Genomic DNA, 13713 nt, shown 5'->3' with positions numbered 1-13713 from the left:
ACAGCGAAGGACCTGCTCACGTCTGAACGACTTGTTCTCACATGAGCAGGTCCTTCGCTGTGCTCAGGATGACCGGTGAATGTTATTAACCTGATTTCCCCAACAGCTTAAACCGAAATCCGGGGTGGGTACTTCGGGTTACGCCAGCACCGCTCCGGCCAGCAGCGCCGCCAGCACCATTACATAGGATGGCACCTTTTCCCACAGGAGAAGCAGAAACGTAGCGGCCACCAGCGCCAGGTTTATCGGCGTGTCGGGTAGGGGGTGGTAGAGCAGAAACGTGGCCGCCACCACCAGCCCGGCCGATACCGCGTTGATGCCTTCCAGGGAGGCTTTCACAATGCGGTATTGCTTGAGCTGGTCCCAGAAACGAATCAGAAAGAAGATGAGCAGGGTGCCCGGCATGAAAATTCCCACGGCTCCTACCAGGGCCCCCAGCAGCTGCCCGCCCAGGCCATGCTCGCGCATGGCCAGCGTCCCCACGTACGAGGCAAAGGAGAAGTTAGGACCCGGCAGCGCCTGGGTAAGCCCATAGCCCGAGAGAAACTCTGGCCCCGATAGTAATGCTTAAACTCTACGAACTCAGCGTAGAACAGCGGGGCCAGCACCTGGCCACCCCCAAATACCAAGGAGCCGTTGCGGTAGAAGTTTTCGAATAGCCGCACCGGCAGTAAGCGAGTGTATTGGCCCACCAGCGCCGCCGTGAGAAACACCCCCAGCCAGAGCACGAAGTTGGACCACTCTATCTGCAAGGGCACCTTGTGCTCGATGCGGGGTAGCTTGCTATAGCGGAAAGTGGTAACCAGGCCGCCGCCCAGCAGCAGCAGCGGCAACACCCACGGTAGCTGGAAGAAATATGCCACCAGCGCCGACGTCACCAGCAGCGCCACCGACGTTTTGGTGTGAATTACCTTCTCCGCAATTTTATACGCGGAATAGGCCACGAAGCCCACCGCTACCGGCTGCACGAAGCGCACGAGGCGCGCCACGGTGTCTTTGTCGAGGTAGCTCATGGACAGGCCCGCCACTGTCATGAGTATCACGGCAGGCAGCATCCAGACCAGCAGGGTGAGGTAGGCGAGGTTGGGCCCACCCAGCCGAAACCCGATGGCGGTAATGGTTTGCGTGGACGTTGGTCCGGGCAGTACCTGGCACAGGGCCATCAGCTCCAGCAGCTCCGCCGAGGTCAGGTAGCGGCGCTTGTCCACGAGTAAGCGCAGCATCATGGCGGTGTGTGCCTGCGGGCCCCCAAAGGCGGTGAGTCCCAGGATGGCTACATCTTTCAGGAAGATGATGCCGCGCACCCGGCGGGTACGGCGGCCACGAGGCACAGATGTAAGCAGTGGGCTTTCCATTACCACAGGTAGAGGTGGCCGGTCAGGCAGGGAAGGGCCGGCAACCTAACAAAATAAAACCGGTTGTTGGCAGCTTCCCCCGTACTTGTGGGCGGTACTGACAACAACCGGTGGGCCTGTCTAACGAAAGCCGCGCTTTATTTCTTTTTCAGGCCCAGCTCGATCAGGCGCTCATTCAGGAACTCGCCCGCCGTAATGTCGGCCTGCTGCTTAGGGTTTTCCGGCGTTACGCAGCTCTCCAGGGCCGCCAGGCTCATTTCGGAGCGCGGGTGCATAAAGAAAGGAATGCTGTAACGGGAAGTGTTCATTTTCTCCCGGGGCGGGTTTACCACGCGGTGAATGGTGCTCTTGAGCACGCCGTTGGTAAGGCGCTGCAGCATGTCGCCCACGTTCACCACAATCTGGTCGGGGAGGGCCGTGATAGGAATCCATTTCCCGTCGCGGCGCTTCACTTGCAAACCGTCGGCCGAAGCCCCCATTAGCAGCGTAATCAGGTTAATGTCGCCGTGCTCAGCCGCGCGTACTGCATCGGCCGGTACGCTGTCGGGATTTTCGATGGGGTAGTAGTGGATGGGCCGCAGAATGCTGTTGCCGTTGCGCACCTTATCGTCGAAGTAGTTTTCCGGCAAATGCAGGTAAAGAGCAATAGCGCGCAGTACGTCTTTGCCGGCCGCTTCCAGGGTTTTGTACGTCACCAACGAGGTGTCCTGGAAGCTGTTTACTTCCGAAGGCCAGATGTTGTCGGGGTATTCGGCTTTGATGGGGTCGTTGGCATCGTCTACCTCCTGGCCCACGTGGTAGAACTCCTTCAGGTCGCCGGTGTTGCGGCCCTTGGCGTGCTCCTTACCCTTGCTTACGTAGCCGCGCTGACCGGCCAGTTCGGGCTTCTCGTACTGCTGCTTTACGTCGTCGGGCAAGCTAAAGAACGCCTTCACGTCGGAATACAGCTTCGCTGTCTGCTCATCAGACAAGCCGTGGTTTTTCAGGGCAACAAAACCAATGTTCTGGTAGGCTTCGCCGAGCTGCTGTACAAAGCGGGCTTTGCGCTCCGGGTCGCCGGAACGGAAGTCGGCGAGGTCGAGGGATGGAATTTCTTCCAGCAATTTTTCCTCCATAGTGAAAAATCAATATACTTTTGGGCAAACCTTACGTATTGCGCAAGGTACTCAAAAAATAGCGCATACTTACCGGGCCCGTTCCCGTAAAAAAACGCTGCTACACACTCCCTTTTTGCCACATTACTTCGACCTCTCTACTATGAAAGTACCTGCTTTACTACTTGGTGGCACCCTATTGCTGGGTCTGGGCGCCTGCGACTCGGCTCGTCGGCAGAATGATAACAGCGCTGCGACGGCCGAACAGGTGAACACGCCCGTGGCCGAGAACATGGAAAAGAACGGCATCCGCCTGACGCCCTTCACCGACTCGCCGAAAAACCCGGAGGCTCTGCTACAATTGAAGTCTCCCGTAAGCGGCTCGACCGTGCCTTCGGGTTCGGTAGCCTTCGACTACGACCTGAGCAACTTTCAGCTGACCAAAATGACCGGTGGCATGCACGCCGGTGAAATGGCTAACTCGGAAAAAGGCCAGCACATCCACAACATCGTGGACAATGAGCCCTACACGGCCCACTACACCACGGAGTTCACCAAGCCCCTGGCCGATGGTCAGCACGTGGTGCTTTCGTTCCTGTCGCGCTCCTACCACGAAAGTCTGAAGCACCCCGGCGCGCACGACCTGCGCATTATCAATGTAGGTAGCACCACGGCCAAGTCCCTGAATGTAGATCTGAAAGCGCCGCACCTGTTCTACAGCCGGCCCAAGGATACCTACACCGGCAAGGATGCGCAAAAGGTAATGCTGGATTTCTACCTGGTGAATACCACCTTGTCGCCCGAGGGCAACCGGGTGCGGGCTACCATCAATGGCACGGAGTTTATGCTGGAGCAGTGGGCGCCTTACATGATGGAAGGCCTGCCCAACGGGCAGAATACGATTAAGCTGGAACTCGTGGATGCCAGCGGTACGCTCATTCCCGGTCCGTTCAACTCAGTTACCCGTACGTTCACGCTTCAGCAATAACGGCTGGCGCGGGAGAGCAGGTGCCAGAACCAACTTCAAGTTCGAAGTTGGTTCTGGCACTTTTTTTTCTGTATCTAGCCTACCTTTGAAAAAAGGCCCGGCTGGTATAGAACTATTCAATGATTGGATGAAAGCATTGGCTGGCCTTGCCGGGCGTTGGGCTGAAACCACCACCGTGCAACATCCAACCGGGGCTCTACGTCTGAGGGGTATTATCTGTCCGTAGCTTCTTTCTTGTTCCGCAACAGACTATGTCTTTGCTTACGCCTCACTTTATCTGCTCCGTGTATGCGGCATCTTAAATACTACCTGACCTTTTTTGCTGTTTGGGGCGCTGGCGTGGCCTCCGTGCAGGCTCAGCACGCCGTGTGGGCCAGCAAGCTTGTGGATGTATCTTCGCAGAAGGCAGAAGGCAAGGAAGCCTTTTCCCCCGAAAAGGTGCTGGGCGAGCCGGATGCCCTGCCACTCGGGCAGATCAGCAACGAAGCCTGGATTCCGAAAAAGGAAGGGCCGGCCGAGTACATTGAAGTAAAATTTGGCCGCTCCCTGGTGGCCAAGCAGGTAACGGTGATTGAAAACTTCAACCCGGGCTCCGTCACGAAAATTGAACTTATCGATACCCGCGGCGGCCGGCACCAAGTGTACGAGAACCGCAACCCGGGCCCTATTCCAGAAGCTTTCCGGACGCTGACTATCACGTTTTCACCCAGCAACTACCGCACCATTGGAGTGGGGGTGACAATGAACACCAAGGCGGTGAACGGGGTAAACCAGATCGACGCCATTGGTATTGCCGACGTAGCCGAACTGATGGTAAAACAGGAGTTTAAGCAGGACACCAAGGCCGTGACGGTCGACTCAAGCATGGTGAGCCTAGGGCCCAAGGTGAATTCCAAGTACATGGATACGCACCCGGTGATATCCCCGGATGGCCGTACCCTGTTTTTTGCCCGGCAGGAAGATCCGCGGAATACGGGGGGGGCCAACGACCCCCAGGACGTATGGTACAGCACCCTGGCGCGCTCTACCACCGGAGCCAAAATCTGGAACGAAGCCAAGAACATCAGCAGCCCCATCAATACCACGGGCCCCAACGGACTGGCCTCAGTTTCCTCCGATGGCAATATGGCCCTGCTCATCAACGTGTACAACCCTGATGGCACCCTGAATCCCAAAGGTGCCAGCATTACCAAGCGCACGAAAACGGGCTGGACTAAACCCGAGAAAATCGACATCGAGGACTTCTACAACGACGATGCCGAGCACGTAGACTATTACCTGGCTACCTCCGGTAAAGTGCTGCTAATGGCGGTAGACCGCAAGGACGGGCAAGGCGAACAGGATATCTACGTGAGCTTTATGAAGGCGAACAGCAAATCCTGGACTCGCCCGCTGAATCTGGGGCCAACCATCAACACCAAAAAAGCGGAGTTTGCTCCCTTCCTGGCGGCCGATGGCAAGACCCTGTACTTTGCCTCATATGGCCTGGGTGGCTATGGTAAGAGCGACATTTTCTACAGCAAGCGCCTCGATAACTCCTGGACGAACTGGACTACGCCGCGCAACATGGGCCCCAGCATCAACTCACCCGACTTCGACGGCTACTTCACGCTGTCGGCAGCGGGCGACGAGGCCTTTCTGGTGTCATCACGCAATGGCATCGATAACTCGCGCGACATCTTCCGCATCGGCCTCACGCCCCAGTTCAAGCCCGAGGCCGTAACGCTGGTGCGGGGCAAGGTGCTGGATGCCTCCAATCAGAAGCCCATTCAGTCGGTGATTCACTACGAAAACCTGCTCACGGGCGAAGAACTGGGCGTCACCGAAACCAACCCGGTAGATGGCTCCTACACCATTGTGCTGCCCTCGGGCGTACAGTACGGCTACCGCGCTGAGGCGCGCGACTACCTCTCCGAAAGCGCCAACCTGGACGTGACGGACCGGGAAAATTACTCGGAGATAACGCAGGACTTGTTTCTGGTGCCATTTGCGGTCGGCCAGAAAATCAAGCTCAACAACATCTTTTTTGCCCAAAGCAAATACTACCTGCGCGAAAACTCTTATCCCGAGCTGCAGCGCCTGATCAAGATCCTGAAGGCCTACCCCACGGTAGAAATCAAGCTGGAGGGCCACACCGATAACCAAGGCGACCCGGCCCTGAACCTGAAACTCAGCCTTGATCGGGTAAACGAAGTGCGCAAATACTTGATTTCGAAGGGTATCAACGGCTCCCGTATTACCGTGCAGGGCTACGGTGGCACCCAGCCCATTGCCAGCAACGAGCAAGAGGAGACCCGCAAGCTCAACCGCCGCGTAGAATTTACCGTGACGAAGAAATAAGGGATTTAGTGTGCTCCGCTTCGCTAATGTGGAGAATGTGCTGATGGGGGAATGCGCTGATCGGCCAGCGTTATTGCGCGAGGCATCAAACCCGAAATGCGAAAAGCCCTTTTCCGTGCGCACGGAAAAGGGCTTTTCGCATTTCGGGGCTTCGCGCGTTGCTCAGGACGGATTGCTTCGTCGTGCCTCCTCGCAGTGACACATTCCCACCATCAGCACATCCTCCACATTAGCGAAGCGAAGCACCTTCAACCACATTAGCTTAGCCGCTGCTCGTCGCGGCCGGGCCGAGTGCTGCCGCTCTGGCCGCCGGGGTTGGCAATGGAGTCGCGCATGTCGGTGTCGGCCTGTACGTTGCGCATCTTGTAGTAGTCCATCACGCCCAGGTTGCCATTGCGGAAGGCTTCGGCTATGGCTTTGGGGATTTCGGCTTCGGCCTCTACCACGCGGGCTTTGGCTTCTTGGGTTTTAGCGCGGTTCTCCTGCTCGATGGCCACGGCCATGGCACGGCGCTCTTCGGCTTTGGCTTCGGCCACTTTCAGGTCGGCAGTAGCCTGGTCGATCTGCAGCTTGGCCCCGATGTTTTCTCCGATGTCGATGTCGGCAATGTCGATGGAGAGGATTTCGAACGCCGTGCCCGCATCGAGGCCTTTGCTGAGCACCAGCTTCGAGATTTTATCGGGGTTTTCGAGTACTTCTTTGTGCGATTTGGAAGAGCCGATGCTGGTGACAATACCCTCGCCCACGCGGGCCAGAATGGTTTCTTCGCCGGCCCCGCCCACCAGCTGCGTGATGTTGGCGCGTACCGTAATGCGGGCTTTGGCAATCAGCTGAATACCGTCCTGCGCCACGGCGGCCACGTTGGGGGTATTAATCACCTTGGGGTTTACACTGGTGGTTACGGCCTCGAATACGTCGCGGCCAGCCAGGTCAATGGCCGTAGCCTGCTTGAAGGTGAGGGGAATGTTGGCTTTATCGGCCGAAATCAGCGCCTTGATAACACTGGGTATGTTGCCGCCGGCCAGGTAGTGGGTTTCCAGGTCGTTGGCGGTCAGCTCCAGTCCGGCTTTGGTAGAGGTAATCAACGAATTCACAATCAGGGACGGCGGCACCTTGCGCACCCGCATGAATGCCAGCTGAAACAGGCTGACCCTTACCCCGGAGAACAGGGCAGTAATCCAGAGGCTGATGGGGAAGAAATACAGCAGCACCAGCAAGGCCACGGCCCCCACAATCAGGGGCAAAAAGGGAAGGTCCATTGAGTAGATGTTGGAAGTGGAGGAGTAGCCGATTGGAGGCAGCAACTAACAACTAAAAAACGAGATATGAAGCACCTGTGCCCTGGGCGAAAGCCTGGGCGTGTATACTCAGCCGCGAAAACGGGGGAAGGCTATTCTTGCCGTTCGGCTCTGCTACTTTATAGAGCAAAGAAACAGGACAGAACCGCACGGCAATAAAGACAGGCGTGCCTACGCTGCTTCTACCAGAATGCGGTTTTGTTCGATGCGCAGCACGCGGATTTCGGCGCCGGCGGGCACAAACTCACCCCGGGTAACAACCTCGCGGCGCACTTCCTGGAACAGGGCCGTACCGGCCGGGCGTAGCGCCGATAGGGTACGCCCTACGGTGCCGGGAGCCACATCGGGCCGCCGGATGTCCTGCACGGTAGCGCTGTTGACGCTGGTGAGGGCCACGCGGGAAAGGTTGCTGGGCCGCAGGCCCACGTACACCAGAATGCCGATGACCACGGCCGAGCCTGCCAGCATATAATGCCCCCAGGGCGTGCCTAGGTCGCGGTAGCCCAGCCAGATGCCCGCAATCAGCAGGCCGAGGCCCACTATACCTACGATGGTGGTGCCGGGAATAAAAATGACTTCCGCCGCTACGAACAGCAGACCGAATAACAACAGCAGGGCAATCGTGAGCCAGTCCATGATAGAGAAGGGAAATGCGGTAGGGAAGGGGAAGATACGCAGAAAGCACCGGCTAATGCGCTGCCGGTCGTATTTTACCGCAGCAACCCTTCCGCCGCGCTATTGCCTGATTTATGACAGCCTCTACCCTTCGTCCTTCTGCCGGCGCTTCGGCGCAGCGCCTTCGTGAGCTGTTAGGCCGCGTACCAGGCTTGCTGGCTGCCGATGTTGATGCGTTGGTTAGCTGCTGGCAGCGCCCGGTGCAGCTGCGCCGCGGCGACTTTCTGATTCAGGCCGGGCAAACCGACCATTACCTGTATTTCATCGACGAAGGCGTACTGCGCATCTTTCTGCCCACGCAGCAGGAGGAAATCTGCGTGGGCTTTGGCTACGCCAGCACCCTGATCTGCTCTTTTCCCTCGTTTGTGGAAGGGCGACCTTCCTCCTACAGTATCCAAACCCTGAAAGCCAGTCAACTGCTGGCCATTACCCGCGCCGACTTGCTGGATTTGGTGGAGCGACACCCCAACATCGGGCGCTTCTGGCGCACAGAGATGGAGCGGGCGGTGGTGGGCCGCATCGAGCGGGAAATAGACCTGCTGCTACCCGAGCCCCAGCGCCGCCTGGATCGGCTACGGGCCCGGAGCCCGCACTTGTTTCAGCTGGTGCCGCGTAAGTACATTGCCTCCTACCTACGCATGACGCCCGAGACGCTGAGCCGCCTGCGCTAAGGAGAAATCTTGCGTGAAATCAAGATTTCTCACTTTCAGGAAGCGGACTTTTGAGCTGTTATTTCTCCCCAATTCCAGCTCTTCTAAACCATGACTTCTTCCGAGCTTCTACAGCAGCTTTGCGCCCAGGTTAGTGACTTACTGCGGTTAGTATCTACCGAATTTGAGCCCCGGGCAGCGGCTGCGCTGCAGTTTAAGGCTACCCCAGCCAGCTGGAGCGTGCTGGAGTGCCTGGAACACCTGAACCGCTACAGCCGCTTCTACAACCCCGCGTTGCGCAAAGCTCTGGCCGTGAAACCTAGCTCAGCCACTCACGCAGAGGTAGGCTTCAGCTGGCTTGGGCGCAAGTCGTACGAAATGGTGCGGCCCGAGAACCGCAAGCTGCAGAAAACCCTGAAGCACATGAACCCGAGCCAGAGCGCGCTAAACCCGAAGGCAGTTCTAACGGAGTTTCGGCAGCACCAGAAAACGTTGCTGGAGCTTCTGCGTCAGGCGGAAAACGCCGATCTGAACCGCAAAGGCGTACCGGTAGAATTCTTTCGGTTGCTGAAGTTACGGGTCGGGGAAGCCTTACTCTTCGTGGTAGCGCACCAGGAACGCCACGTGCAGCAGGCCCAACGCGCCTTGCAGCAGTACGTTGCCCAGCGCGAAACGGCCCCACGCTTGGTGATTTGAAGCTAGCTTGATAACGCAAACGGCGCTGCTTTCCTTGGAAAGCAGCGCCGTTTTTTTCCTGAAAGCTGACCACAAAATCCGCGAAATTCGCGTGAATTCGTTGGTTAGTATGCTCGGGCGAAGTAGGCGCGCCGTACGCTGGGCTTGCCCGTCAGGATGCAGACGCCGTCTTCATCGGGCTCATTCAAGGCCAGGCAGCGGATGGTGGCCTTGGTTTCTTCCTTGATGCGCTCCTCGGTTTCAGAGGTGCCATCGTAGTGGGCTACCACGAAGCCGCCTTTGCCATCGAGCACCTGCTTAAACTCCTCGTAGCTCTCCACGCGGGTGGTGTGCGTGTTGCGGAACTCCAGGGCTTTACGGTAGATGTTGGCCTGGATATCCTGCAGCAGCTGGTCGATGCTGGCCACGATATCGGTCAGGGGCAGGTTCATTTTCTCCTTGGTGTCGCGGCGGGCTACTTCCACGGTACCGGCATCCAGGTCGCGCATGCCCACGGCCAGGCGTACGGGCACGCCTTTCAGCTCCCATTCGGCAAACTTGTAGCCGGGGCGCTCCGTGTCGCGGTCATCAATCTTGACGGAAATTCCCCGGGCAATGAGGCCCAGCTGAATAGGACGGATTCGCTCCAGCAGCTCGTCGAGCTGGCCGGTTTTGTAGATGGGCACGATGACTACCTGAATGGGTGCCAGCTTAGGCGGCAGCACCAAGCCTTCGTCGTCGGAGTGGGCCATGACCAACGCGCCCATCAGGCGGGTGCTCACGCCCCAGCTCGTGCCCCATACGTGTTCCAGGCTGCCTTCCTTGGTTTGAAACTGCACGTCAAATGCCTTGGCGAAGTTCTGCCCTAGGAAGTGGGAGGTGCCGGCCTGCAGGGCCTTGCCATCCTGCATCATGCCTTCGATGCAGTAGGTTTCCACGGCACCTGCAAACCGCTCATTTTCCGTTTTCACGCCTTTCACTACAGGCAGGGCCAGGTGCTCTTCGGCGAATTCAGCGTACACGTCCAGCATCTGGCGGGTTTCGGCCAGGGCTTCTTCGGCGGTGGCGTGCGCCGTGTGGCCTTCCTGCCACAGGAACTCGGCCGTGCGCAGAAACAGGCGGGTGCGCATTTCCCAGCGCACAACGTTGGCCCACTGGTTGATGAGCAAAGGCAAGTCGCGGTAGCTCTGGATCCAGCCTTTGTAGGTGCTCCAGATAATGGCTTCCGAGGTAGGCCGCACTACCAGTTCTTCTTCTAGCTTGGCGTTGGGGTCCACGCGCAGCTTGCCGGGCTTGTCGGGGTCGGTTTGGAGGCGGTAGTGCGTGACTACGGCGCATTCCTTGGCAAAGCCTTCGGCGTTTTTCTCCTCGGCCTCAAACAGGCTCTTGGGCACGAACAGCGGGAAGTAGGCATTCTGGTGACCGGTGCGCTTGAACATGTCGTCGAGCGTACGCTGCATTTTCTCCCAAATAGCATAGCCATAGGGTTTTATCACCATGCAGCCGCGCACAGCCGAGTTTTCAGCCAGGCCGGCGCGCTTTACCAATTCATTGTACCACAGCGAGTAATCTTCGCTCCGCTTCGGTAGGCTTTTGCTCATGTTGGGCGTATATTTGAATAAGGAGGAAAAGTTCCCGAATCTGGTACAAGATTTGACTACCAAAAAGGGCACCGTTTCGGGGCGAAATTACGTTATTAAACCGGAGCAATGTGCGGTTGGCTAGCCTGGGCATGCAACGGTTACCATTCGGCGGGCATCTACTCTTTGACCCACTCACTTTTTGCGTAGGCAGACTATGAAAACGTATCTTACTTCCTGCTTATCAGCGGTAGCGCTACTGGCGTTGGGCGGCTGTGCAAGCATTCCGGCCGTCACTTCCACGGAAACCGACGGCGTATACTATTCCTCCAAGGACCGAACGACGGAAAACCCGGCTTACACCGCTGTGGTGCAGAACCGGCAGCCGGATGTGGCGGATCAACAGTCGTCTACCACCGCGCCGGCCTCTTCCCCGGAAACGCAGTACGACCAGGGCGGTACGTATTCATCCAGCGGTACGACAGTGTACACGGATGATGCCTACTATGACGCGTACGATTATGACTACGCGGCGCGTATCCGGCGTTTTCATCAGCCCAGCTACTGGAGCTTCGCACCCAGCTATTACTCTTACGCCTACACCAACTCCTGGGACCCCTGGGGCTATAACCCCTATGCTTACTCTCCCTGGGCCTACCGTTACGGCTACGACCCGTACGGCTTTGGATATGGTGGGCCTTACGTGAGCATCAACATTGGTACGGGTTGGGGCTACCGCCCGTGGGGTGGCTGGGGTGGCTACGGCTGGGGCTACCGCACCGGGTATTACAACGGCTACTACAATGGCTACTACGACAACCCCTACTACGGTGGCGGCAACTGGGGCAATGGCGGGTGGGCCAATGGTGGCTCGGGCCGCCGCATAAATTACGGCCCGCGCCGCGACCGTAGCTCCAATGTGACGGCGGGCTCCGGTATCGGGCGCGACCGGCTGGATGGCACCCGCACGAGTACGTCGGGTGGGCGGGGCTCCCAGCCCACTACGCCTCCCGGCAACGGCGGCCTGGTGGGCGGTAGCACAGCACCCGCGCAGCCTTCCTCCGGACGGGGCCGTCCGGATGCTGCCAATCCCCGCGGCCGAAGCACCGAGGCCACTACCCGCTTCAACGAAGGCACGCCGGCTACCACCCGCACCGAGCGCGCCACCGAAGCAGTGCCCGCCTCTACGACCGACGCAACTGGCGCACGCCCCGCAGAAAATGTTCCCAGTCAGCAACCCGAGGCCCGGCCCCGTCGCCGGATGCTTGACCTGGGTGAAGCTAGCGGCGATGACCAGCCACGGCGCCCGCGTACCCGGGAAGCAGCACCGGCTAGTACCGAGCAACCAGCCCGTTCCTACGAGCGGCCCTCACGCTCCTACGAGCCCAGCAGCACGCCTTCCCGCTCGTCAGCACCTGCTCCCAGCAACTCTGGTGGCGGCCGGGGCCGGGGCCGCAACTAACCCTGTGTGCGCCCCCACTCCCAAACCGTTCCCCTCTCTTCCTCCCTCACTATGAAACAACGAAAATATTGGCTGGGCATGGCTCTTTTGGGCCTTGCCAGCCACAGCTTTGCCCAAAATGAAGTTGATGCCCTCCGTTACTCCCGCACCCAGCCGGTCGGCACTGCTCGCACGCTCGGTATAGGCGGTGCCAGCGTAGCTCTGGGGGCCGATGCCGGCAGTGTTGCCACCAACCCGGCTGGCCTGGGTCTTTTCCGTAGCTCCGAATTTACGTTCACGCCGGGGTTAGGCATCGGCAACACGGATAGTCGGATTGAAGGGGTTACGGCAACCGATAGTCGCAATAGTCTGCACATTGCCAACCTGGGGCTGGTATTTGCCAACCGTAAACCGGATACTGACCAGAATGCGTGGCGCGGAGGCGCTGCGGCGTTTAGCATTACGCGGGTAAACGACCTGAATTCCCGGTTCCATTACCGGCATACGCCCGCGGAAAGTCAGGATCTGCTTTCCTATCTAAACCGGAACCCTGGCATAGATCAGCAGACCGATTTTGACGATCTGGCCTATGAGGCTTTCCTGACGGAGAAGGACGCGGCGGGCATCTACGTGCCGGCTGATTACGACAAAACCGGTCCGCTCACGCAGACGGAGACGGTACTAAACACTGGTTCGCAAACTCAGTTTGACTTTGGCTACGGGGCCAGCTACCGGGACAAGCTATATCTGGGTGGCTCGATAGGTATTCTGAGTACGCGTTTCAACTCCACCAAAACGCTGGGGGCTACCGACCCCTCGCCAGCTGACCCGAGCACTGAAGGCACTTCCTTTAGCACGCTGGAATACCGCGAAACCTTGAAGGTGCGAGGCACGGGGGTAAACCTGCGGGTAGGAGCTATATACCAGCCCACCGATGCCGTGCGCCTGGGCGCCTCCATTCAGACGCCTACGTACATGCAGCTGTCGGAGAGCTACAGCTCCACCATGAACACGACGTTTGACCGGCCCATTACCGTGGACGGGAAGACGTACAGCGAGGCCAGTGCTGGCAATGAAGGCGAATACGACTACGCGCTGGTGTCGCCCTTTCGGGCTTCGGGTGGGCTGGCCGTGATTATCGGGAAGTTTGGCTTCCTGACCGGTGACGTAGAGTACGTGAACTACGGGCAGGCCCGGCTGAGCAACACCAGTGAAAACGAAGGAACCACGGCGGGGACAGACTTCAGCTACGCCAACGATGCCGTGCGGACCGGCTACCAGCAGGCCGTGAACCTGCGCATTGGCGGGGAAGCGCGGGTGGACATTTTCCGGCTGCGGGCTGGCTTCGCCCGGTATGGTGACCCATACAAGGTAGACAACGGGTCTCGTACCCAGGATTACATTACGGGTGGGGTAGGCCTGCGCCAGAAGAACTTTTTCCTGGATGCCGCCGGCGTATACAACACCACCCGCCAGTACTACAGCCCCTACAGCTTCTCCGATGCCGCCGGCAATCTTGATACCGACCGCACGCCCATCGTGAACCTGGAAAGCAGCCGCTTTACCACGTCGATTACGGCCGGTTTCCTATTCTGATCTAAGCGTTTTAGTACAGTA

12 protein-coding genes are annotated in these 13713 nt (G+C 58.5%); 6 read left to right on the top strand and 6 right to left on the bottom strand.

Features of this window, described 5'->3' with window-relative positions:
• Positions 1–138: 138 nt before the first annotated feature.
• The 3 genes from HER32_RS20415 to HER32_RS09655 form a co-directional block, all read right to left on the bottom strand.
• Entirely contained in the window at positions 139–516 is a 378-nt protein-coding gene (locus HER32_RS20415; RefSeq protein WP_410503896.1) for a chromate transporter, read from the bottom strand.
• Positions 423–1355 (bottom strand): chromate transporter, encoded by a 933-nt coding sequence (locus tag HER32_RS20410; RefSeq protein ID WP_410503894.1) that lies wholly within the window; start codon positions 1353–1355, stop codon positions 423–425. The genes HER32_RS20415 and HER32_RS20410 overlap by 94 nt, the downstream gene beginning before the upstream one ends.
• A 137-nt stretch (positions 1356–1492) precedes the next feature.
• The gene (locus HER32_RS09655) at positions 1493–2470 is read right to left on the bottom strand and encodes an isopenicillin N synthase family dioxygenase (RefSeq protein ID WP_168681725.1); all 978 of its coding nucleotides are present in this window, start codon (positions 2468–2470) and stop codon (positions 1493–1495) included.
• Positions 2471–2612: 142 nt separating this feature from the next.
• Between HER32_RS09655 and HER32_RS09650 the strand changes: the two genes are divergently transcribed.
• Both HER32_RS09650 and HER32_RS09645 read left to right on the top strand, forming a co-directional pair.
• Positions 2613–3437, top strand: coding sequence for a hypothetical protein (locus tag HER32_RS09650; RefSeq protein ID WP_149071194.1), 825 nt, complete (start codon positions 2613–2615; stop codon positions 3435–3437).
• A 288-nt stretch (positions 3438–3725) separates the two neighbouring features.
• The gene (locus tag HER32_RS09645; protein ID WP_168681724.1) at positions 3726–5777 is read left to right on the top strand and encodes an OmpA family protein; all 2052 of its coding nucleotides are present in this window, start codon (positions 3726–3728) and stop codon (positions 5775–5777) included.
• 257 nt (positions 5778–6034) lie between these two features.
• On the opposite strand, the gene floA is transcribed toward HER32_RS09645, so the two are convergent.
• Together floA and HER32_RS09635 are read right to left on the bottom strand one after the other, a co-directional pair.
• Positions 6035–7036 carry a flotillin-like protein FloA gene (floA, locus tag HER32_RS09640; RefSeq protein WP_187632098.1) on the bottom strand — a complete coding sequence of 334 codons (1002 nt, stop codon included), beginning with the start codon at positions 7034–7036 and terminating at the stop codon, positions 6035–6037.
• Positions 7037–7246: 210 nt separating this feature from the next.
• Complete coding sequence (locus HER32_RS09635; protein ID WP_149071196.1) at positions 7247–7711, bottom strand: NfeD family protein; 465 nt, start codon at positions 7709–7711, stop codon at positions 7247–7249.
• Positions 7712–7824: 113 nt separating this feature from the next.
• Between HER32_RS09635 and HER32_RS09630 the strand changes: the two genes are divergently transcribed.
• Together HER32_RS09630 and HER32_RS09625 are read left to right on the top strand one after the other, a co-directional pair.
• Positions 7825–8421, top strand: a complete 597-nt coding sequence (locus tag HER32_RS09630) for a Crp/Fnr family transcriptional regulator (protein ID WP_149071197.1) — start codon at positions 7825–7827, stop codon at positions 8419–8421.
• Positions 8422–8511: 90 nt separating this feature from the next.
• Positions 8512–9096: a DinB family protein gene (locus HER32_RS09625; protein ID WP_168681723.1), complete on the top strand. Its 585-nt coding sequence runs from the start codon at positions 8512–8514 to the stop codon at positions 9094–9096.
• 104 nt (positions 9097–9200) lie between these two features.
• On the opposite strand, the gene proS is transcribed toward HER32_RS09625, so the two are convergent.
• On the bottom strand, positions 9201–10676 hold the full coding sequence (gene proS / locus HER32_RS09620; RefSeq protein WP_149071199.1) for a proline--tRNA ligase: 1476 nt from the start codon (positions 10674–10676) through the stop codon (positions 9201–9203).
• A 196-nt stretch (positions 10677–10872) separates the two neighbouring features.
• Here proS and HER32_RS09615 point away from each other — a divergent pair, with 196 nt between their 5' ends.
• Both HER32_RS09615 and HER32_RS09610 read left to right on the top strand, forming a co-directional pair.
• A complete protein-coding gene (locus HER32_RS09615) occupies positions 10873–12117 on the top strand; it encodes a hypothetical protein (protein ID WP_149071200.1) in 1245 nt (414 codons plus the stop codon).
• A 51-nt stretch (positions 12118–12168) separates the two neighbouring features.
• Positions 12169–13692 carry an OmpP1/FadL family transporter gene (locus HER32_RS09610; protein WP_168681722.1) on the top strand — a complete coding sequence of 508 codons (1524 nt, stop codon included), beginning with the start codon at positions 12169–12171 and terminating at the stop codon, positions 13690–13692.
• Positions 13693–13713 lie beyond the last annotated feature (21 nt).

Source organism: Hymenobacter sp. BT18 (genome assembly GCF_012273015.1).
In the GTDB taxonomy this organism is placed as follows: Bacteria; Bacteroidota; Bacteroidia; order Cytophagales; family Hymenobacteraceae; genus Hymenobacter; species Hymenobacter lutimineralis.
The sequence above is the reverse complement of the archived record's forward strand: the minus strand, read 5'-3'. Positions and strand labels throughout refer to the sequence as shown.